A 22,410-nucleotide genomic window follows, 5' to 3' on the forward strand; every position below is an offset into this window, starting at 1 on the left:
CAGGGTCAAAGCCACCAAAAAAAGCCACGTCTTACATCCTGTTTGTGTCATTACCATTATGAACCGAAGGTACTTATTTTCATGCCAGGGTTGGGTGTAAAAAACTCATGATTGTTTATTTATGAAATTTTTTCAAACCCCAACAAATATTATAGAGCCTAAAAATCAAGAACTTAAGGCATTATAAAAAACCTAGCGAGTTGTCGCTAGGTTTTTTAAATATTATTATGAATTTAAAAGTAAATCTTCTGGGTTTTCGATTAATTCTTTAACTGTTTTTAAGAAGCCAACAGAATCTTTACCATCGATAATGCGGTGGTCATATGAAAGAGCCACATACATCATTGGGCGGATTTGTACTTCCCCATTTACAGCAACTGGACGGTTTACAATCGAGTGCATACCTAAAATACCAGCTTGTGTACCGTTCATGATAGGTGTAGACATTAATGAACCAAATACTCCACCGTTAGTGATTGTGAATGATCCACCAGCCATATCGTTTAAACCTAATTTTTTGTCGCGTGCTTTTTGTGCTAAATTAGCGATATCTTTTTCGATTTCAGCAAAGTTTTTGCTGTTTGCATCGCGAACTACTGGTACTACTAAACCTTCTTCAGTTGAAACCGCGATACCGATATCGAAGAAGTTATTTAAGTGAATTTCATCACCTACGATTTGTGCATTTACGTATGGGTATTTTTTAAGTGCAGCAACAACAGCTTTTGTGAAGAATGACATGAAACCAAGTTTGATGTCGTTTGCTTTCACGAACTCTTCTTGTTTACGTTTACGTAATGCCATAATGTTTGTCATGTCAATTTCATTGAATGTTGTTAACATCGCAGTTGATTGTTTTACTTCTAGTAAACGTTTAGCAATCGTTTGACGACGACGGCTCATTTTTTCAATTGTTACACGATCAGAATTAGCTGCTGGTGTGAATACCACTGGACCACCTGTTGTTGGTACTACTGGTGTTGCTGCAGCTGCTGGTGCAGTACCATGAGCAGCAACGTCTTGTACACGTACGCGACCTTGTGGATCAACTGGAGAAATTGCAGCTAAGTCAATTCCTTTTTCACGTGCTAGTTTACGTGCTGCTGGTGAAGCTACAACACGGTCATTAGAAGTTTCTTCTACAACAGGAGTTGCAGCAGGTGCTGGTGCAGCAGCTTGAGCTGGTGCTGGTGCAGCTTCAGCTTTTGGCGCTTCTTCTGCAGCTTGAGGTGCAGGAGCTGCTCCTTCTCCAGCTTCTACAACAGCAATTACTTGTCCTACAAGAACTGTATCGCCTTCTTCAGCAAGAACTTGAGTTAAAACTCCAGCTTCTTCTGAAATGATTTCTGCATTTACTTTATCAGTTTCTAATTCAACGATGAATTCGCCTTTTTCAACGCGATCTCCAACTTTTTTCACCCACTGGGCAATTGTACCTTCTGTAATTGATTCTGCTAATTCAGGGACTTTAATTTCAGCCACTTTAATATCCTCCTTTGAATATCATGTGTACCCAGAGTTTGGGTACACATGGCATCGCTACCGGCTAACAGTAGACAATTTTAATAAATGATTGAAATAGAATTGTTATTATGCAAGAGCTTCGTCAATGACTTTTGCTTGTGCAATTTTATGTGAATCCATGTCACCTTCAGAAGTTGAAGACATTTCTGGACGTCCAACATATTTAATTTTCTTACCATCAGCCAAGTCTAATAAATATTCTAACACATATTTCCAAGGACCTTGGTTTTTAGGCTCTTCTTGTACCCAAACAATTTCTTTTACATTCGGGAACTTCGCGATGATATCAGATATTTTTTGTGATGGGAATGGATAAAGCTGTTCAACACGTACAATATGAGTATTTTCAAAGCCTTTACCATCTTGTACTCGATCAGCTAAGTCAATTGTTACTTTACCAGATGCTAGTAAAATTCGTTCAACTTTTTTTGGATTTGTACCTAAACCTGGTTGTTCAATTACTTCTTCAAATTTGCCTTCTGATAATTGTTCTAATGTAGCCGCAGCTAATGGGTGACGAAGTAATGATTTTGGTGAAACTACAACTAATGGTCTAATTGCTTCTGTACCTAGCATTTTAGCTTGGCGTCGAAGTAAATGATAGTAGTTTCCAGCATTTGAACAGTTTGCAACAATCCAGTTATTTTCTGCAGAAAGTTGTAAATAACGTTCTAAGCGTGCAGATGAATGCTCTGGGCCTTGTCCTTCAATAGCATTTGGCAATAATAGAACTAATCCAGATTTTTGACCCCATTTAGAGCGTGCTGCAGAAATAAAGTTGTCGAACATAACTTGTGCCATATTAGCAAAGTCACCGAATTGAGCTTCCCAAATAGATAATGCTTTCTCGTTTTCTAAGTTATAACCATATTCATATCCTACAATTGCTGCCTCAGTTAATGGTGAGTTATATACAGCAAATGAAGCTTTAGAACCTGAAATATGGTGCAACGGAGTATATTCTGAGCCATTATTTTTATCATGTAATACTAAGTGGCGTTGTGAGAATGTACCACGTTGAGCATCTTGACCAGTCATACGGATTGGATTGCCGTCTCTTAAAATTGTTGCAAATGCTAATGTTTCAGCATGACCCCAATCAATTTTACCTGTGTCTAATGCTTCAACACGTTTCTTTAAGATTTTTGCTAATTTATTTTGTGGTTCAAAACTTTCAGGCCACGCAAGTAGGTCTTCATTGATTTGAACTAATTCTTCTTTTGAAACTGCTGTTTCTACTTCTGGGTAGTCGTTTTTCACAGCTTCAGGCATTTCAATTTCAAAATGTCCTTTTTCTGCACCAACCGCTTTAACATGATCATAAGAAGCCTGCATTTCAGCATAAATTTCTTCATCAAGTTTTTTCACTTGTTCTTCAGAAACAACGCCTTCTTTTGCTAATTGCTCACCATACATAGCGCGCACAGTAGGATGACTTGTTACAATTTTATATGTTAATGGGTTTGTTACAGTTGGATCATCAGTTTCATTATGTCCGAAACGACGGTACCCAATTAAGTCTATTAAAATATCTTTGCCGAATAGCTGGCGATATTCGAATGATAAGTGGGCAACTTGTACAACAGCTTCTGGATCATCAGCATTTACGTGGATAACAGGAATTCCATATCCTTTTGCTAAATCAGTTGTATAGTGAGTTGAACGTGAATCAGTGTGCTCAGTTGTAAATCCAATCATGTTGTTAGAAATGATATGAATTGAACCGCCTGTTGAGAAACCACTTGTATTTGCATAGTTAAAAGTTTCTTGAACGATACCCTCACCTGCAAATGCAGCATCACCATGAACAAGAACTGCTAATGCTTTGCTAGCATCTTGTGATGGTAATCCAGGTTTTGTAGTATCCTCTTGAGCTGCACGTGTAGAACCAGTAATAATTGGGCTTACAACTTCTAAGTGTGATGGGTTATAAGCTAATTTTACTTTCATTCCTGATTTTTTTGTATGAGTAGCACCCATGTGATATTTCACGTCACCAGTCCAACCTTTAGAAATTTCTAAAGATCCGTCTTCTGGGAAGAAGTAGTCGTTCGGTACGTGTGCAAAATCAGCGAACATCATATCGTATGGTTTATTAACAACGTGAGTTAATACATTTAAACGTCCACGGTGTGCCATACCGATTTGTAGGTAATTCATTTTTTCTTTGTCAGCAGCTTTTACAATTTCATCTAGTAGTACGACTAAAGTATCTAAACCTTCTATAGAAAATCGTTTTTGTCCAACGAATGTTTTATGGATGAATTTTTCGAAATCTTCTACTCGAGTTAATCGTTCTAATAACGCTTTTTTCTCTTCATTTGTTAAGCTGATTTTAGACTTGCCAGACTCAATTTTATCTTGAATCCATCGGCGTTCTGCATCATCGACATGAGAATATTCGTAAGCAATTTTCCCAGTGTAAATTGAACGAAGATAGTCGATAGCTTGTTTTCCGTTGGTAACGTTTACAGGAACATTATTAAAGAATAATGAAGCAGGCAACGAAACTAGATCAGCTTCAGTTAAATCATAAGATGCTAAATCAATTCGAGATGTATCTAATTGACGATCTTTTAGAGGATAAACATCCGCAGCTAAATGTCCTTGAGAACGGATTGCTTCTGCCAATTGAACAGCAGCAAATACTTTTTTCAAATTACCTGGTTGGTAACTTGCACCTTCTGCTCCACCTTGCTCTCCTTCAGTAAATGGAGAACCGAATTGTTGGAATAGTGCAACTAGTTCTGGTTCTACTTGTTCTGGAGATTGTAGAAATAAATCATATTGCTCCATAACATAGCCTAAGTTAGGACCAGAGAATGCTGACCAAGGGGAACCAGCAAATAATACATTGTTCGACATGAGAATAACCTCCAAATTTTGCCCTAGGGCAGTTCCATTGTTGTTTTACTAAAACATTATTTCATATTTTGCCATTCTTCGACAATATAAAAAGACATACTTTATTAGTGAAGAACGTTTTTTTCCATTTCAATCTTACTACTCTTCACAAAAAATACAACTATTTTTCACGAAATTAGCATTTTTTTTTGAGAATCAATCGTTTTAAGGAATAATTTTTATTTTTTTCCTCTAAAGTGAGAAATTTAAGGTAAATGTTGTGCCTTTTCCAACACTACTTTGAACGTCTATTTCTACATCATATTTTTCTGCTAGCATCTTCGTTATACTTAACCCTAACCCAGTCCCCCCTCCTGTATTCTCTCTTGAAGCATCGACGCGATAAAAGCGATCAAAAATATGCGGGAGATGCTCTTTTGAAATTCCTATACCATTATCCTTTATCATTATTACTACCTTCTTAGATAAATATTGAACATCAATATCAATAATTGGTTTTCTATCGTTATATCGTATTCCATTTTCAATAATATTTCGTGCAATTTGACCTAATGCATTTTCAGTAATATTTGGCAGCAGAGGTTCGCCAGTAGTCGATATATGAATGCTTGCATCCGTATAAATCACTTCCAACTCTTCCTTAACGGAATATAGTACTTTTTCAACATTTGTCACAGCATGTTCATCACGTTCTTCTTTTCTTGCTAAATCAAGTAGTTCCTCTATCATTTTTTTCATTCTTGTAACTTCTTCTAATGAAGTTGAGATTGATTCCTCTAAAACGTCAGGGTCGTTTTTCCCCCATCGTTTTATTAATGATAGATGCCCTTCAATTGCTTGTATTGGTGTCCGCAGCTCGTGGGATGCATCTGATACAAACTGCTGCTGTTTTGCAAAAGTACTTTGTAATTCTGCTATCATAGTTCGATAAATCTTTAATAAGTCACCAATTTCATCATCAGCATTATATGCAAAATTAATTTCTTTATCAAAACCTTTATCACGAACAGACATCATTGAGTCGCGCAAATCTTGTATTGGTCTAATTAATAAATTTGCTAAATAATAGCCGATAGAAACAGCTAACAATATTGCCCCTAAACCAGCTATAAGCATGGTAGTTAACACATATTGCATCATTGATTGAAAAGTTGTTAATGGGTGTATTAATTGCATGACGCCATGGAAGCGGCCAATATTGACAAACTTATTTACAACAAATACATCTTCATTATCAATCACTTCTTTTGATATCACAGTTTTTCTAAGTTGATCATATGATAAAACAATGTCTGCTGCTGAAGATTTATTATTAATTCTTAGCACTTCATAACCATCTTGATTAAAAATGTAAACTGTTTGATTTTGATTCACTATCGCTTTAAATAAACCTGTATTGCCTTGAAACTCACTAATGGAAATGGACTCATTTTGCGAATTAAAAAAAGATGTTAAGTCATCTGCAGTTCGAATTGCATTATTTTCTTCATTTTGCAATAGCCATGAATAGAGAGCGAGATAAATAACAGTACAAATTGCTGCATAACTTATAAAAATGACAATCGCAGTCGACATGATCCATTTCTTTTTTAATGATTGGTTAATAACAATATACTTTAGGTTCTTCATTCTCTCACCACATAGCCTACACCACGAACTGTTTCTATGTACGGCTCGTATTGAGTCTTTAATTTTGAGCGCAGATGCCTAATGTAAACATCTACTACATTTGTTTCCACCTCTGAACTATACCCCCAGACAGATTGTAAAATCATGTCCCGTTCACAAACGCGGTTTTTATTTTCACATAATAATTTCAATAAATCATATTCTGTTTTAGTTAATTCCAGTTTGTTATTTTCAAAATAAACCTCGTATGATTGAGGCTTAATAATTAAATCCCTAACTTGAATAGTTTCTGCCACTTCTTGATTTTCAGTATTGCCAACTCTTCTTAAAATGGAACGAATTCTTGCTAATAATTCTTCTATAGCAAAAGGTTTAACGATATAATCATCCGCTCCTGCATCCAGACCAGCTACCCTATCCATTACTGCGTCGCGTGCAGTAATCAGAATAATTGGCACATTAAGTTGTGCACGGATGCGTCTGCATACTTCAATTCCATTTAAACCTGGCAACATAACATCAAGTAAAATGCAGTCAAACTTATTTTCCAATGCCTTGCTTAGCCCTTCTCTTCCATCATGTGTTACCGTAACATCAAATTGTTCGTATTTTAGTTCAAGTTCGATAAAACGTGCAATATTTTTTTCGTCTTCTACCAGCAAGATTCGTTTATTCATAATATCACCCTTTATTAGAAAAGCGTTAACGCCCAGGTTAGCCTCGAAAAAATTTATATTTTTATTCAGATAAAAAGCCTCGTTCTAAGTTTAACTTAAAACAAGGCAGCCATAAAATGTAACACTTTAATTTCAAGCTGAAAACGATGAAGTTTCCTTTTTGACTAATTCAATACATTTTTCGTATTGTTTTTGCTCTTCTGTATCTTTACGATTTAAAATTTTATATTGATTATCATTGATTTCAATCGTGTACTCTGCTGTTACTGTAGCATTTCCAATTAGAGTTAATTGGTACTCCCCATTGTTTTGTTTTACTTCACATTTTACAAATCCACCTGGATTATAAACCGTAATTAAATCAGTATCTACAAGTCCATTTAACTTTGATACAAGTGCAGATGCTGTCATCGCGGTACCACATGCATTTGTAAAACCAACACCTCGTTCAAATGTTCGAACAAAAATTGTGTCATTTTTCATTGGGTAAACATAACTTACATTTACGCCGTCCATACAAAATTCGTTTTCACTATTTAGAAACTCAGAAAGCTGTTGTTGATGAGAAGCATCTTCAATATATTGTGCATCCACAATTCCAATAAGATGTGGATTGGGAACAGATACTGCTGTAAATTTAATTGTTGGTGAAAATTCCTCAATAATTTGATGGCGGATTACTGTTTGGTTTTTATATTTCATTGGTAAACTGTTAAGCTCAAAAGAAACAGGTGATATTTCAACAGCATATGTTGGAATCGTTCCAAAAATCGAAGCTTCATTTCTAACATGCAGATTTGCTTTCATTGTTTCAATAATTGCTTCATATTTACCAAGTTTTTCGCAAACAAATCTCGCTACAGTTCGCAAGCCGTTTCCACACATGGATGCTTCTGAGCCATCCGCATTAATCACTCTCATTTTTGCATCTGCAATGGTCGAAGGCAAAACAAGCAACAAACCATCTGCCCCACCGTCGTTATCCTTTAAACATAGCCATTTCGTTAAGCTGGGCCAATCAAATTCATTTTCATTATTAGAATTATATAAATAAAATGTATTGCCTGATCCATGTACTTTTAGAAAAGTTCTTTCCATAGGTATACTCTCCTATTATTATTTATTTCTATCATAATTGTAAATCAATTATGAATCAACCTAATTGAAATCATCTTAAATTATAAATTCTTTTAACATTTTTCAATAAGAATAAATTCTATTTTTACATTAAAATAATTGTATCAGTTCGATTCTTTATTATATGATATATTCATGTAATTTCTTTATAAAATGGTTATTTTCTGACTATTTTGGGTAAATAAAAAAAACAACTTTATTTATTGACGTCTTGCCCCTTTAGGTTTATTATTTTGAACTGTTGCCCTGTGATATCTTATTTGAGTGTGTTATGCAACTATCCTAAAAAGGAGGCGTTTCAAATGTTAAAATTTCGAGACCTTTCAGAAACTAATGACTTATATGAATTAATGATCCATCCGTCAGTTTTTCCATATGTTCGTCAAAAAGCTGCTTCCTCTGAAGAATATTTATTTATGACAAAACAGCTTTTAGAAGAAGAACAATTAGGAAAAACGATATCGAGAACAATAACCGATGACTGGGGTCAACCAATTGGTACCATCAGTCTTTTTGATATACAAGATGGAGCAGGCTTCCTAGGAACTTGGATAGGTGCACCTTTTCAAGGAAAAGGATACAATCAAGCTGCTAAAAAGCAGTTTTTAACAGAACTGTTTTTTGAAAAAGATATCCACACTGTATTTCTACGTATTAGAAAAGATAATTTAAAATCGAAACGCGCAGCACAAAAATTACAATATGTTATATGCGCAAAAGATTGTCATCCAGCATTATACGAGGAAATAAACACTGGTGAAATTAAATATGATTTATTTAAAATTCCAAAAGACTTATTCTATATCGTCACAGCCAACGAAAATTCAAAAGAAGAAGAGCAAGCAATGTAAACTTTAAAAAGAAAGCGACCGGTTGTTAAGTCGCTGTTAATTCGACAATACAAAAAGAAGTCTCAACGCAATAGGCGCTAGACTTCTTTTATTTTTTGCTTAACCTTTTTCATATTGAGTAATTAATTTTACCATCTCTATTGGCGTTTTTGGACTTTCAGCATTTTTCATTGCATCTAAAATTTCGTTTTTCTTTTTTTCTAATGTATTCACAGCTTTTATAAACGTGTTTTTAGTTAACAATTCTTCCTCTAAGGTTACTGCAAATCCTTGTTTTTCAAAAATTTTCGCATTTAATATTTGGTCCCCACGGCTTTTTGATGCAGAAAGTGGAATTAAAAGCATAGGCTTTTTCAAAGCTAAAAACTCAAAAATAGAATTTGAACCAGCTCGGGATACAACAAAATCCGCCGCATGTAATAAATCTGGTAATTCTGTTGTTACATAATCAAATTGTTTGTACCCTTTTAAGCCTTCCAATGACGAGTCAATGTTTCCTTTACCGCAAAGATGAATCACTTGGTATGCTTCTAATAGTTCTGGCAAATTACTTCGTAAGGCCTCATTTAGAACCACCGAGCCTAAGCTCCCTCCCATAACAAGGAGAACCTTTTTACTCGCATCAAATTGACACAATGACAATCCTCGAATTTTTTTTCCGTCAAATAGTTGTTCACGGACAATTGATCCAGTACATGTTGCTTTATCACTTGGTAAATATTTTAATGTGTCTTGAAAAATCGTAAAAACGTGTGAAGCAAATGGCAGTGCAATTTTATTTGCTAACCCTGGTGTCACATCTGATTCATGAATTACAACAGGGATCCCAGCCAATTTAGCAGCAATTACTACAGGTACAGAAACGAAACCACCTTTTGAGAAAACGATTGATGGTTTTACTTTTCGCATTACCGCAAATGCTTGCCCGACACCTGCCAACACTTTAAAAGGATCAGTAAAGTTTTTTATTGAGAAATATCGTCTTAATTTACCGCTTGAAATGCTATGATAAGGAACATTTGGAAAGCTTTGAGTAATTAATTCTTTTTCAATTCCATCATGTGAACCTATATAGTTTACTTTGTATCCTTCTTGGATAAGAGAAGGAATGACAGCTTGATTTAGTGAAACATGGCCTGCTGTTCCGCCACCTGTTAAAATAATTGATTTTTGACTCACAGAAATCTCCTATTCTAAATACATAATGTATTCTCTAAGTATATATGATAACGAAAAAATATTAATGAGAAAACTTTCCCACTACGAGATATTCAGTCAATATTGTATCATAATTTATCTTGTTCACAACGCGATACTAAAAATTCATCATATTGTTAAAGATTAAACGCCAAAAATCGTGGTTTACCTTTAAAAGCGCACATTCCACTACAGGCGGGACGCTTTCCACGGGCTCGGATTGAGCCTCCTTCTTCGCTTCGCTCATGCGGGGTCTTAATGCTTCTGTTGCTTCGCTTTCGTTGCAAAAAAATAGCACACGCTATTCCCACAAGAAGCTTTGCACCTGTCACTATGTTTGGTTCAGAAAACATTGCTCTGCATCAAAAATGTAGCGGCAGATGCACTGCGCCTTCCGTTACGTGTACTTTATATTCATAGTTTTAAATAATAATTAAGTCGTAGAGACATATATAACATGACTCTGCGGCTAGTGTGCTTAGCCTGTTCACCTACTTCATACTAATTTAAAATTATTATAAGCACTTTCTAATTCTAGTAGTAAAAAACCGAGCAACGTTGGTTAGTTACTCGGTCTTAATCACACATTATAGTTGAATAAATTGTTGTGTCCAGTAGTTGCCATCTGCAACGTAGCCAACACCGATATGAGTGTAGCTTCCGTTTAAGATATTTGCACGGTGTCCTTCTGAATTCATCCATGCTTGTACTACTTCTTCAGGTGTTCTTTGACCTTGTGCAATATTTTCACCTGCTGCACGATAAGAAATACCTGCAGCTTTCATTTGGTCAAATGGGCTACCATAAGTTGGGCTTGTATGTGAGAAGTAATTTTTCGCCGCCATATCATCAGACTTTTGTTGTGCAACTTTCATTAATGGCTCGTAAATTTCTAATGGTGCAAGACCTGCTTTTGCACGTTCAGCGTTTGTTAACTCCACCACTTTTTTCTCAAACTCTGAAGCTGATTGAGCTGGTGCAGTTGGAGTTTGCTGTACATTATTATTCGAACTAGGTTTCGATGCTTCATTATTATTTGTTACAGGTGTTGAAGGTTTATTTACAACCTCTTTTTGTTCATTGTTAGTTGGAGTTGCTGGTTTTGCTGGTTTTGGTGATGAAACTGGTTTTTCATTCACAACCTCTTTACCTTTTTCTACATTAGTAGTTTGATGATTTGCTTTATTATCATTCACATTTTTGTACTCATTTAATTTAGAAATTAATAATGATTCTAATTGTTTGTTGTTAAATAATTTATGTGAAAAATCTTTGAAGCTAGCTTCATCTGTAATTCCTAATCTATGAATAGTTTTGTAGAGGGCATTTTCGTAATGCTCCCAGTTCCCGCTATTTACAATTATATTTTCAGCTTGCTTATTTCCTTCTTCATTGTTAGAAGCAGCATTTGCCTCTGGAACTTGTGTTGCGATTAAACCGAATGCACAAAATGTTATAAACCATTTTTTCATTTTGTTATTCCTCCTCTCGCAACTAATCATAAGCGAGAAAAGTTGAAAAAAACGGACCATAAGTTGGAAGTAAATCCAATAAAACTTCTTTTCTTTATATCTATGAACTTATTAAACTTTTTTTATCTAAATATTTCCTCTATACGAAACAGTTACTACCAAAATAGTATTGACAAATTTACAACATTGATTTATAGTTCATTTCTTTTACTTTTATTACGTTTAGATTACGTTTATTCCTCTCCGATAACGGCTATATTTTCAACATTTTCACCAATCATCACAATTTTAGAAGGCATTTGAATATATTCAGGCATCCATTGAACTAATCCATATGCATATTGGAAAAGCATCGGATTTTTTACTCCTGCAATCGGTACATACCCTTTCATACGATAAATTGTATTCGGTAAAGAACGTACCCATTGTTCAAATTGCTCTTGTGAGAAGCTTGATTTTAATTCAATTAACCGAGAACTTAAATGTAAATGCGATCCTAGTTTCGCAGAGTTAATATCTCTTTTGGAAATTTGCGCAGATGCTTGCAGTTTTTCAAGTAAATTAAGAGGAACACGTCCATTTGTTGTTTGTAAAATAAATGCATTAGTATTTACATTTTGCATTTCAAAAACTACTTTTGCTTGCTCTACCTCTGTTAACAGATCCATTTTATTAGCAAGTAAAAGATGTGCATGACGAATTTGTTCTAAAAATAAACTGCGAACTTGCGGTGTAAGACTTTCACGATCTAACCAAAATCTGCTGTCTGCAACGGTAACAATCCCTTTTATATTTAACTGCTCAGCAAATAAAGGTGAATATACTGCGTCTAAAGCTTCAACTGGGTGAGCCGCACCTGTTGTTTCAATAATAAGAACATCAAATTGAGAATCTGCTAGAAGCGATTGAATTTGAGCTTCAGTTTTTTCACTGCCAGAACAGCAAATACAGCCCTCCAACATTTCTTTTAAGGGTACATCCTCTTCAACAGCCTGTGAGTCAAATGGAAGCTTTCCTAGTTCATTCATGATTACAGCAGGTTTTAATCCTTTTTCTTTTAATTGTCGAATTACATCGGTTAACATGGAAGTCTTTCCGCTTCCTAAAAAACCGCTAAATAAATATACATCCTTCATTAAATCATTCTCCTTTTTCTTAATTATAGAAGAAAGAGCTACGGCTGTTCAAAATTCGAACAACAGTAGCCCTTTGCAGTATTTTTATTGTCCTTCACTTGCTGATTTTTACTTATTAGCAGATATATCAGTAAGCAGTTCGATTGCTTTTAAAACATGTGGATCTTCTTTATCTATTTTTTCTCTTAAAGCATCCATCAAGGCATAAGTTGTGTCTCCTACAATAGTTCCTGTTTGCTCCAACTCATGTTGTGCTTGGAATTCTTTAACAGCATCTGATGTCGCTTCATCGAACTTATCATCGATTGTTCCAGGGTCATACCCTAATGCAGATAGCATTCGTTCAGCAGAATTTACAGCAGCTGAAGCACTTTCCACTTTTAGCTCCGTTTCTGGATCAATATAAGTCAATGTAGCGTAATCAGGATACTCAACAACTACATCCGGCTTAATACCCTTTTCATTTATCCAATTGCCGTTTGGCGTTAACCATTTACCAGTTGTATATTTTAAATTTGAACCATCTGGCAAGTAGCTTACTGTTTGTACAGTCCCTTTACCGAATGATGTAAGACCTACAATTTTTGCTCCATATGACTCGCTTAACGCACCAGCTAAGATTTCCGAAGCGGATGCACTTCCATTATCAATTAATACAACAACTGGCAGCTTATATTTTTTACCGCCTTCAGCCAGCATTACTTCTGGTCCACCCTCGCGAGATTGCAATTGCACAATTGGTTTACCTTCATCAATAAAAAGATTTGCAATATCAATTGCTGAAGTCAAATAACCGCCAGGATTTTGACGAACATCTAAAATAATACTTTTCATACCTTCTTTTTCGTACTCTTCAAGTATTTTTACGATTTCATTATATGTTTGTTCACTAAAGGATGTAATTTGAATGTGGGCTATTTTATCCTCACCCATTTCACCATAAACCGTTTCGATTGGTATATCATCTCGAATGATTGTCATTTCAATCGGCTCTTTTGAATCCCCTCGTTGAATCGTTAATGTAACTGGTGTACCTTTTTCTCCACGAATCAGTAAGACAGCTTCAGTAGCGCTCATACCTTGGATACTTTCTCCATTAACCGTTAGGATAATATCTTCTGGTAAAATTCCAGCTTTTTCTGCTGGTGAATTTTTTATAGGTGATACAACCACTATATTACCATTGCGTTCTTGAATTTCTGCCCCTATTCCTTGGAAACTAGAGGATAAATCAGAATTAAATTGTTCTGCCTCCATTTCATCCATAAAATCAGAATATGGATCTTCAAGAGCATCAAACATTCCATTAATTGCCCCGGAGATTACAGCATCTTCATCAATTTCAACATAATATTTTTCTTTTAATTCATCATATGCTTCATATAATTTTGAAAATTCTTCTCTTTCAACAGGAGGCGATACTTCAACTACTTTTTCTTCACCAAAAGTTAAAGCAAAGATTGTTAAACCTGCTGTCAGTAGAATTGTTAAGCACATTAGCATAATAAACGTAAAAGGCTTTATACGTATAAACTTTTTAGCTGGTTTTACTTGTTCCTCTTGCTTTTCAATTTGTTCTGTTTGCTCATTTCCTTGTTGGTTTTGATCATCCATTTTATTCACCACTCTCATTTACACTTACTTCAGAAAAGTGTTAGGTGCACTACTTAACCCCACGTCGGTGAAGACATTACATTACATATTGCTGCCAACCGTGACTTCATGTTGCACTTTAAGCTGCTCCTCTGACAAGATGGCATTTCTTAGCAATGGAGCAGACCACAACACGATAGGTTAAATTATGTCTAGACACTCTTCATAACTTTATACTTTCTTATTTAGTAAAAAAGACGTTATTTACATATTAACAGTTTCACAACCAAACGAAAAGAAAAGACTGTCAATAAATAGACAGCCTTTCTAAATGAATATGCAAATTTATTGCTTTTCATTTTTATTTTTGAATAGCTTCTAATGCAACAACAATCATAACGTTAAATGTCTGGAACTGTATGTAAATTTAAGATACTTTAAAAAGCTTGATATTGCAACATTTTTTCGCAATTCAAACTTTATCATGGTATAATTTTATTACCTTTTTTACCTAATTTTAATAATTGTTGAATGAAAGATATAAACGAATTAAATAAACACTTATAACACAATCAACAGACATCTATTTTTCGGAAAATATTACTTTTCCCCCTAAATTTTAGCCATACACTGGAGGAATAAATGATTAAAATAATGACTTTGGAAAATTTAAATGGCAGGAGCGATGTTATTGAATTTATGAAAGGCAAGTTTAAAAATGAACATTGGCACAAATCTTCAATTTTTTTAACAGAAGAAGCTTTTGATTTTTTACATTCACACGTAGAAGATGTTTTACAAAATTTTAATTACTTTGGTCCAAACTCTGTTAGTTATGAGCAATGGAGTCAGATTGCTTTAAATGTACGTTCTTTTAATAATTCGGAAGACATCGAATTCATCCGATTTTTTAACAAGATAGATAATTGGGTACAAAAAAATTTCGAGGAACACACTTGTTTCTCAATTTGTGGCCCGTAGCTATTACATAAAAAATTTTTTATATTCCCCAAAACATAGAAAAACCAGGCTCATGACACGATAACTATGATAAAAATTTAAAAAACTGTATTTAAAATGAAATTTACATGGATCTTAAAGTTATATAAGTATGTCAAATTCGTTAGAGATAGATTATTTTATGACAAAACTTGCCTTCTTTAAACTTTCATGACCAACGACATCCTTACACTTCTATAGTAAGATTAGTAACTTTTAAAATATTCCATGAGCCACTAGGACATTCAAACAGACACACACTTAATACTAAAAGAAAAAACAAGTGACCAATTAAATTGATCACTTGCTCCTATTTCACTTAATTGTGAAGTCTCTAAGATATATATACTGTCTATTCTTGAATAGCAGCTTCTAATGCTACGACGATCATATCGTTAAATGTAGTTTGACGTTCTTCTGATGTAGTTACTTCACCTGTAATAATATGATCTGAAACTGTTAAAACAGAAAGTGCTTTTCGACCAAATTTTGCAGCAAGTGTATATAATGCAGCAGATTCCATTTCAACTGCTAGAACACCATAGCGAGCTAATTTTTCGTTTTGGTTTTCTTCAGAGTAGAACATGTCTGCTGTAAAGATATTTCCTACTTTTAAATTTAATCCAGCATTAACCCCAGCGTTATAGGCTTTTAATAATAAATCAAAATCAGCAGTTGGTGCAAAATCAATTCCGTTAAAAATGATTTCATTCATCTTTGAATCTGTCGAAGCAGATTGAGCTAAAATAACATCACGAACTTTTACATCCTTTTGGATTGCACCACATGTACCTACACGAATTAATTTTTGAACATTATATTCTTCCATTAATTCTGTTGTATAAATTGAGATTGATGGTACACCCATGCCCGTTCCTTGAACAGATACACGTTTACCTTTATATGTACCAGTATACCCGAACATATTTCGCACTTCGTTATAACATGTTACATTTTCTAAAAAGTTTTCAGCTATATATTTTGCACGTAATGGATCTCCAGGTAATAAAATTACTTCTGCAATATCTCCCTGCTTAGCATTAATATGAATACTCATATACAATCCCTCTTTCCTTATTGGTTCAAATTCAAATATACTTGCTTTTCAATTATTGTGCAATGATTTCCCTGTTTATACATTATATTGTACTAGAAAATATTTATCCCAGCTTACTATCGATATTTTGTTTCATATATATCCCATAATTCATCAAATGCTTGTGTTGTCATATGTTCATCTGCCATTGTTTCAATATAGCTTGATAGTTCTTCAAAGGATGTACTTGTTTTAGGAAAGCTATGGTCTAAAAATGCACTTTCAGCAAACCGTGATTTTTTATCATTCCAATCCCCACCTCTAAAAGTGAGTACGAATAAGTAAAAACTTTTTTTCATCTAATCACTCCTTACTATATTTAGTATAAATAACTAGGACTTTTTTCTATCTGAATATGGAAAATTTTTAGAAAATAATGTAAACTTTAAAAATATTGATAGTTTAAGAAAGATGGTGATGGTATTGAGCAATCTTATAAAAGCCTCTAAAAAGAAGAAAATAACAATATCCTCAAAGAAAGAGAAACCACAAAAAACGTCTAAAGGAAATTCTAGGAAAAAAGAATTAGGAAAGTTACGATTTTACCATCTTATACGTGGAAAAGTAATTCTCATATTCAGCATTTTACTTGCAATTATTATTGGGATGCAAACATTATCCTATATTAGCATTTCAAAACTTCAGCAAAATTTAAATACCTTTGCAAACCAGAACCTCCAAGAGCAGATTCAAATTAATAATCTGGCTAGTAATATTTCAAAGCTTTCTAACTACGAGCAAGAATTTATTATACATGGTAATGAAGATACATTGATAAACTATAATACAACAAAAGAAAATGTTGATCGTATTATAAATGAGCTCCAAACTACTTTTGAAAATCGTGAGAAAGAAAAAGAGCTGCTCGCGTTAGTTAACCAATACTATGTAATCTATAATAACTACTCAACCGGCCTTATCGAAACTAGAGAAAAATTTGGTTTTGAAAATGCTCAAAAGATTATGGCTTCAAACGATTCGGAAAATATTAAATCATCCATTGAAAACTACTCTGAAATGTTAATTAATTTATTGGAAACGAAAAATGGTGAAACGATTAAAGAACTAGAATCATTTGCGAAAGCTTCTAAAATTACATTTTTTGCTTTATCCTTCATTGCCATTGTGTTGACAATAACTTTTGGTTATCTGTTATTTAAATCCATTAGAAGAAATACATTTAAAATTAATCAATCAATTTTAGAAATTGCAAAGGCTGGCGGTGATTTAACTCGTCGCGTTGAAGTAAAAACAAAAGATGAATTTGCACTCATTGCCAACTCAACCAATATTCTAATTGAATCCATTTCAAATTTAATTAAACGTGTAACTACTCTCGCAGAAAGCGTTTCGGGCAGTTCACAAGAATTAATGGCATTAGCAGAGGAAAATGCAAGAACAATAGATGAAATTGCAAACAATACACAAAGTATAGCTGCTGACAGCGACATAACACAAACCCGTACAAATGCCGTTATCTTAAAAATGCAAGAGCTCGAACAAGCTATGCACGAGTTGAATATTGAAGCAAACGAAGTACAAGCGTCTGCAGAACAAATGAAAAAAGCTGCCTCCAATGGCAGTCAATCAATGAATCAATCCTCAAATGTTATGATGTCAATCGAAGAAACTATTGCAAATACATCAACAACAGTAGAAGCTTTAGGAAAAAAATCAGATGAAATAACATCTATTATAGGAACCATTACTTCTATTGCGGAGCAGACAAACTTGCTTGCGTTGAATGCAGCAATCGAAGCAGCTCGCGCTGGTGAACACGGCAAAGGATTTGCAGTTGTTGCAAACGAAGTGAAAAAACTTGCTGAGCAATCACAAAGTGCTGCAAAAGAAGTAACACAAATTATTACCTCAATACAACAAGAAGTAAAATCCATTATTGAACAAAATCAAGAAGGTGTTGTAAACGTAATACGTGGTGTAGAGGTAACAAATGAAACAAATTCAATACTGGAAGACATCTTAGCTCAAACTAGCAAAACCACGAGCGTTATTGCATCGATGGCAGAAAAAATTATGTCAACTTTAAATACAAGCCATGAAGTTGCGGCTTCTTTCGTTGAGGTAAATTCAATTGCTGAAAATACAGCTATGCATACAGAAAGGTCTGCTTCAGCAGCACTACAAGGATCTGCCGCAATGCAGGAAATTAATGCTTCTGCAACCGAGCTTGCAAAACAAGCTGATGATTTACGAAGCGTTGTTAATGAATTTAAAATATAAATTTTAAACGTGAAGAAAACAAATTTGTTGTTCTTCACGTTTTTTATTTTGATTAATAATAATTTCAAGTAATTTTGTCAAAAATAAACATAAATTTTTCGATTGTTGAGGGATTATATGAATAAATTCGGGCAAATAAGTATTTTACATGTCTTGTTTTTAGTAATGACCTGCATTGGGTTAAAAAACCACGTTACCATTCTCCCTCCTATTTTAGATCATGTAAAAAGAGATGGGTGGGCATCCGTTATTTTAGCAGCCCTCTTAATATTACCATGGTTATTTTTAATTATTTATATACAAAAAAAATCAAATCGACAGCCATTAAAACATTGGTTGAAAGAAACAATCGGCAATGTTGGTGCTTCAATTATTTTGTATAGTACCGTAATTTTTTTAATTATTTTATCTGCTTTTACTATGCGTGAAACTATTTTATGGATATCTACAACATTTTTAGTGCAAACGCCTCCATTAATCCTTCTTAGCATCTATATAATTCTTTGCTTTTTGCTCGTATCAACGAATATTTTAACCATTGTCATCGTTAATGCTTTTGTTTTATTTTTTGTTGTTGTTTTTGGTTTTTTTGTAGCATTTGCAAATTTACAAGTAAAGGACTATGGATATTTATTCCCTTTATTTGAAAATGGTTTTAAGCCAATTGCAATAGGTACAATTTTTCCTGCTTCAGGCTTTATCGAGTTAATATTGCTGCTTTTTTTACAGCATTATTTTAAGCAGAAAATGAAATGGAATCATCTAGCGGGGATGGTATTTGTTTTAATGGGTTTAACACTAGGACCACTAATAGGTGCAATTACTGCATTTGGTCCAGAGGAGGCAGCAAAACAACGCTACCCTGCTTATGAAGAATGGAGCCTCGTTACGATTGGTGACTTTATTGAACATATGGATTTTTTATCTATTTATCAATGGCTAACAGGAACTTTTATACGAGTTGGGTTATTATTATTCATCGCTGCGGACATATTAGATATTACAGGAAACAGAAAAAAAATATGGTCTTATTTGGTACCTCCCTTTTTCATTTTAAGTTTGATAATTTTTTTATTAGATGACAACTTATTTATAAATTTAAACAGTCATGGTTTTTTAATTGCAACATTAATATTTTGTATTCTTCTGTCGCTTATATTAGGAGCAGTAGCGTTATTCTCTGGAAAAAAACAAAAAAACAGCGTCCAACAACGTCCTAGAATAAATCAAAAAAGAAAGTAGTGAAACATCAATGGACACATCTGGACAACCAACTTCAATTACAGAATTAAAGAAGCTTTTTGAGAAATCAGAAGATATTATTTTTAGCGAATTTACATTTCAACATTCTAAGGTTTTCTTAATTAAATGCGATTCTATGGTCGATGAACAAATGCTATATACTGTAGTTCTTCCAAATATTAAAAGTCTTTATCCTAAAAATCAAATTACTGAAAATCTAATAGAGCAATTGCCTATTCCAGAATTAAAAAAACTTAATAAAAAAAATGACATTATTACAGCAGCCTATAGTGGAAATGTCATAATTTTCTTTGAAGATCCCGGGCTGCTATACTCTTGCAATGTCCCTAAAAAACCAAATCGAAATCCTGAAGAAACAAATATGGAAGTAATGGTAAGAGGAGCCAGAGATAATTTTATCGAGGATCTTCCGACAAATATCGCCCTTATTCGAAAGCGAATTCCATCGAATTCATTATGTGTGGAAAAAATGGAAATAGGCAGACGTTCTAAAACTAAAATTGCTATTCTCTATTTTGATGATATCGCAAATAAAGATATACTTTCGGAACTAAAAAAACAGCTTGAAAAAATCGATACTGATATTATTATTAGCGGTGACTCATTAATGGAATTTGTAAACAAAAAAAATTGGTTATTCCCATCAATAAATTATTCGGGAACGCCAGATTTCGCAATTCAATCATTAGTTCGAGGAAGATTTTTAATTTTAGTGGACGGTGTAGCTTACGGCGTTATAACACCTGTTAACATTTTTTATTTATTAAAAGCGGGAGAAGATTACGAAAGCTCGATTGCTTATAGTACATTCGAAAGATTAATAAGGTTACTTGGCGTAATATTAGGAATTGCCCTGCCTGCATTTTGGCTTGCATTAACACTTTTTCATCAAGATCAATTACCATTGCAATTACTTGCAACAGTTGTTATGACAAATCTAGGCCTGCCATTGCCAGCCGTTTTAGAAATGCTATTAGTTCTTCTTATGTTTGAAATACTGCGTGAAGCAGGCTTGCGTCTTCCTACAAAAATTGGCGGAATAATAGGCATTATTGGAGGACTAATTATTGGCGATGCTGCCATCCGTTCTGGTACTACTAGCCCTGCCATGGTCGTAGTTATTGCAACTTCTACAATTGCATCCTATACCGTAGTAAACCAAACTTTAGAAGCAATTATTAGTATTTTACGTATTTCGTTTATTATTGTTACCGCATTTTTTGGTTTGTTCGGATTTTTCATTTGTCTTTTTCTTCTTATCCTTTATGTCGCCAATATTCGAGTATTTGGTGTCCCATATTTAAATATATCAGCAGATTTAAGCTTAGAAAATCTGAAAAGTACTTTGCTAAGGCCCCCAAAGTATAAATATAAGCAGAGACCAAATTTTTTAGATCCTCAGGATGAATCGCGAAATAATGAGGGAAAATCCAATGATGAATAAATTTCTTATTTTCATATTGTTGCCACTAATATTTTTAACTGGCTGCTGGGATTTAAATGAAAATGAACGCATGTATTATGCTTTTGGTGCAGGAGTCGATTTTAAAGATGGGCAATATGAAGTCACTATTCAAATAATTAGTTTTTCAAGAGTTGCAAAAACCGAACAGTTTAATCAAGATGTAATTCAATCGCAAGTCACATCAGCCACTGGGAATACAATTGATGAAGCATTTTTCGAACTTTATCATGCAATAGATGAGAGGGTTTTTTGGGGACATTTTTCATTATTAATATTTAGTGAAGGAGTCTTAAAACAAGGGGCATTTGATTCTGTAGTGAATACGATAACTCGTTTTAGCGACACTAGATACAGAACTTGGATTTATTGTACAGATGAACCTTTAGATCAATTCTTGCTTGCTCTTCCATTACTAAAAAAATCCATTACACTATCTAAAATAGGGGATCCATTAAATTCATACGAACAAGAATCTTTTATACAACCCATTGATTTAAGAAATTTAATCATTAATCTTAACGAGCCAAGCCACGAAGCAAATATTCCATATATTAAATTAAGGGAAGATTGGAAAACTCAAAAAGAGCCCCTTTCTTCTATAGAATTTGATGGAATCGGGGTTGTTACCCCTAAAGAATTTAAAGGTTTCATTAAGGACGATAAGGCAAATGGTCTCCAATGGATGTCAAATAAAACTATAAGAGCAGAAATTACAACAAGTTACGAAAAAGATAAATATTTTTCCGCTATTCTTAGAAATGTAAATGTAAATATAGTTCCTATTGTTAAAGGAAATGATGTCAGATTTGACATAAATGTTGGCTTGACTGCCTCTTTAGGAAGCTTTGAAGGAGACTTAACATCTGACAAAATTAAAGAGCTAGTAAAACAAACCGTAAAAAAAGAAATTGAACAGACTTATCAAGCTGCGTTAGAAATGAACGCTGATGTATTCCGATTATCAGAGATTTTATATCGAGAAGACTTAAAAAAGTGGAAGGAAATACAAAAGGATGGAAGAATAGAACTAGGTGAAGATTCAATACGCAACATTAATATAAACATTAACAAGTTAACATCTGGAAGGAAATCCTTTAGGGATACAATAGAATAAAAAGAATCCGCTTTGGATACAAGCGGATTCCAGGTTGTTGACAAAAGACCTTCAGAATGGGCTTATTCTGAAGGTCTTTCGTAATTTTAATAGATTATTGGGTATTTAACCGACTTATTTGGGGTAAAAACACTCTTCGAGTATTATATTT

The 22,410-nt window shown here is 33.9% G+C and carries 17 protein-coding genes; 6 read left to right on the forward strand and 11 right to left on the reverse strand.

What is annotated here, in order from left to right; all coding sequences use genetic code 11:
• Positions 1–225: 225 nt before the first annotated feature.
• From odhB to dapF, 5 genes are all read right to left on the reverse strand, one after another.
• The gene (gene odhB, locus EKG35_RS16235) at positions 226–1,482 is read right to left on the reverse strand and encodes a 2-oxoglutarate dehydrogenase complex dihydrolipoyllysine-residue succinyltransferase (RefSeq protein WP_126295591.1); all 1,257 of its coding nucleotides are present in this window, start codon (positions 1,480–1,482) and stop codon (positions 226–228) included.
• 108 nt (positions 1,483–1,590) lie between these two features.
• Positions 1,591–4,389, reverse strand: a complete 2,799-nt coding sequence (locus tag EKG35_RS16240; RefSeq protein WP_126295592.1) for a 2-oxoglutarate dehydrogenase E1 component — start codon at positions 4,387–4,389, stop codon at positions 1,591–1,593.
• A 231-nt stretch (positions 4,390–4,620) separates the two neighbouring features.
• Positions 4,621–6,018 carry a HAMP domain-containing sensor histidine kinase gene (locus tag EKG35_RS16245; RefSeq protein WP_126295593.1) on the reverse strand — a complete coding sequence of 466 codons (1,398 nt, stop codon included), beginning with the start codon at positions 6,016–6,018 and terminating at the stop codon, positions 4,621–4,623.
• Positions 6,015–6,695 (reverse strand): response regulator transcription factor, encoded by a 681-nt coding sequence (locus tag EKG35_RS16250; RefSeq protein ID WP_126295594.1) that lies wholly within the window; start codon positions 6,693–6,695, stop codon positions 6,015–6,017. The genes EKG35_RS16245 and EKG35_RS16250 overlap by 4 nt, the downstream gene beginning before the upstream one ends.
• Positions 6,696–6,827: 132 nt before the next feature.
• Entirely contained in the window at positions 6,828–7,793 is a 966-nt protein-coding gene (gene dapF, locus EKG35_RS16255; RefSeq protein ID WP_126295595.1) for a diaminopimelate epimerase, read from the reverse strand.
• A gap of 341 nt (positions 7,794–8,134) precedes the next feature.
• Between dapF and EKG35_RS16260 the strand changes: the two genes are divergently transcribed.
• Positions 8,135–8,683: a GNAT family N-acetyltransferase gene (locus EKG35_RS16260; protein WP_126295596.1), complete on the forward strand. Its 549-nt coding sequence runs from the start codon at positions 8,135–8,137 to the stop codon at positions 8,681–8,683.
• Positions 8,684–8,782: 99 nt separating this feature from the next.
• On the opposite strand, the gene EKG35_RS16265 is transcribed toward EKG35_RS16260, so the two are convergent.
• From EKG35_RS16265 to EKG35_RS16280, 4 genes are all read right to left on the reverse strand, one after another.
• Entirely contained in the window at positions 8,783–9,862 is a 1,080-nt protein-coding gene (locus EKG35_RS16265; RefSeq protein WP_126295597.1) for an undecaprenyldiphospho-muramoylpentapeptide beta-N-acetylglucosaminyltransferase, read from the reverse strand.
• Between the two features lie 605 nt (positions 9,863–10,467).
• The gene (locus EKG35_RS16270) at positions 10,468–11,352 is read right to left on the reverse strand and encodes a CAP domain-containing protein (RefSeq protein ID WP_126295598.1); all 885 of its coding nucleotides are present in this window, start codon (positions 11,350–11,352) and stop codon (positions 10,468–10,470) included.
• 233 nt (positions 11,353–11,585) lie between these two features.
• Positions 11,586–12,488 (reverse strand): CobW family GTP-binding protein, encoded by a 903-nt coding sequence (locus EKG35_RS16275; protein ID WP_126295599.1) that lies wholly within the window; start codon positions 12,486–12,488, stop codon positions 11,586–11,588.
• A 108-nt stretch (positions 12,489–12,596) separates the two neighbouring features.
• Positions 12,597–14,102, reverse strand: coding sequence for a lmo1851 family serine protease (locus EKG35_RS16280; RefSeq protein WP_126295600.1), 1,506 nt, complete (start codon positions 14,100–14,102; stop codon positions 12,597–12,599).
• Between the two features lie 621 nt (positions 14,103–14,723).
• Between EKG35_RS16280 and EKG35_RS16285 the strand changes: the two genes are divergently transcribed.
• The gene (locus EKG35_RS16285; protein ID WP_126295601.1) at positions 14,724–15,062 is read left to right on the forward strand and encodes a hypothetical protein; all 339 of its coding nucleotides are present in this window, start codon (positions 14,724–14,726) and stop codon (positions 15,060–15,062) included.
• Between the two features lie 370 nt (positions 15,063–15,432).
• Here EKG35_RS16285 and deoD read toward each other — a convergent pair whose 3' ends face one another.
• Positions 15,433–16,137, reverse strand: a complete 705-nt coding sequence (deoD, locus tag EKG35_RS16290; RefSeq protein ID WP_126295602.1) for a purine-nucleoside phosphorylase — start codon at positions 16,135–16,137, stop codon at positions 15,433–15,435.
• Positions 16,138–16,253: 116 nt separating this feature from the next.
• A complete protein-coding gene (locus EKG35_RS16295; protein WP_126295603.1) occupies positions 16,254–16,475 on the reverse strand; it encodes a YozE family protein in 222 nt (73 codons plus the stop codon).
• A 124-nt stretch (positions 16,476–16,599) separates the two neighbouring features.
• Here EKG35_RS16295 and EKG35_RS16300 point away from each other — a divergent pair, with 124 nt between their 5' ends.
• The 4 genes from EKG35_RS16300 to EKG35_RS16315 all read left to right on the forward strand — a co-directional run bounded on the left by EKG35_RS16300 (position 16,600) and on the right by EKG35_RS16315 (position 22,259).
• On the forward strand, positions 16,600–18,417 hold the full coding sequence (locus tag EKG35_RS16300; protein ID WP_246020440.1) for a methyl-accepting chemotaxis protein: 1,818 nt from the start codon (positions 16,600–16,602) through the stop codon (positions 18,415–18,417).
• A gap of 117 nt (positions 18,418–18,534) precedes the next feature.
• Entirely contained in the window at positions 18,535–19,659 is a 1,125-nt protein-coding gene (locus EKG35_RS16305) for an endospore germination permease (protein WP_126295605.1), read from the forward strand.
• Positions 19,660–19,669: 10 nt separating this feature from the next.
• The gene (locus tag EKG35_RS16310; protein ID WP_126295606.1) at positions 19,670–21,124 is read left to right on the forward strand and encodes a spore germination protein; all 1,455 of its coding nucleotides are present in this window, start codon (positions 19,670–19,672) and stop codon (positions 21,122–21,124) included.
• Positions 21,114–22,259: a Ger(x)C family spore germination protein gene (locus EKG35_RS16315; protein WP_185807791.1), complete on the forward strand. Its 1,146-nt coding sequence runs from the start codon at positions 21,114–21,116 to the stop codon at positions 22,257–22,259. Before EKG35_RS16310 ends, EKG35_RS16315 begins: the two co-directional genes overlap by 11 nt.
• Positions 22,260–22,410: the final 151 nt, after the last annotated feature.

It is taken from the genome of Lysinibacillus telephonicus (genome assembly GCF_003966145.1).
In the GTDB taxonomy this organism is placed as follows: domain Bacteria; phylum Bacillota; class Bacilli; order Bacillales_A; family Planococcaceae; genus Ureibacillus; species Ureibacillus telephonicus.

Coding starts and splice junctions, on each gene's coding strand:
- EKG35_RS16275 (WP_126295599.1), bottom strand. CDS start 12,488: ATGAAGGATGTATATTTATTTAGCGGTTTTTTAGGAAGCGGAAAGACT.
- EKG35_RS16285 (WP_126295601.1), top strand. CDS start 14,724: ATGATTAAAATAATGACTTTGGAAAATTTAAATGGCAGGAGCGATGTT.
- EKG35_RS16295 (WP_126295603.1), bottom strand. CDS start 16,475: ATGAAAAAAAGTTTTTACTTATTCGTACTCACTTTTAGAGGTGGGGAT.
- EKG35_RS16240 (WP_126295592.1), bottom strand. CDS start 4,389: ATGTCGAACAATGTATTATTTGCTGGTTCCCCTTGGTCAGCATTCTCT.
- EKG35_RS16310 (WP_126295606.1), top strand. CDS start 19,670: ATGGACACATCTGGACAACCAACTTCAATTACAGAATTAAAGAAGCTT.
- EKG35_RS16315 (WP_185807791.1), top strand. CDS start 21,114: ATGATGAATAAATTTCTTATTTTCATATTGTTGCCACTAATATTTTTA.
- EKG35_RS16305 (WP_126295605.1), top strand. CDS start 18,535: ATGAATAAATTCGGGCAAATAAGTATTTTACATGTCTTGTTTTTAGTA.
- EKG35_RS16270 (WP_126295598.1), bottom strand. CDS start 11,352: ATGAAAAAATGGTTTATAACATTTTGTGCATTCGGTTTAATCGCAACA.
- EKG35_RS16280 (WP_126295600.1), bottom strand. CDS start 14,102: ATGGATGATCAAAACCAACAAGGAAATGAGCAAACAGAACAAATTGAA.
- EKG35_RS16250 (WP_126295594.1), bottom strand. CDS start 6,695: ATGAATAAACGAATCTTGCTGGTAGAAGACGAAAAAAATATTGCACGT.
- dapF (WP_126295595.1), bottom strand. CDS start 7,793: ATGGAAAGAACTTTTCTAAAAGTACATGGATCAGGCAATACATTTTAT.
- EKG35_RS16260 (WP_126295596.1), top strand. CDS start 8,135: ATGTTAAAATTTCGAGACCTTTCAGAAACTAATGACTTATATGAATTA.
- deoD (WP_126295602.1), bottom strand. CDS start 16,137: ATGAGTATTCATATTAATGCTAAGCAGGGAGATATTGCAGAAGTAATT.
- EKG35_RS16245 (WP_126295593.1), bottom strand. CDS start 6,018: ATGAAGAACCTAAAGTATATTGTTATTAACCAATCATTAAAAAAGAAA.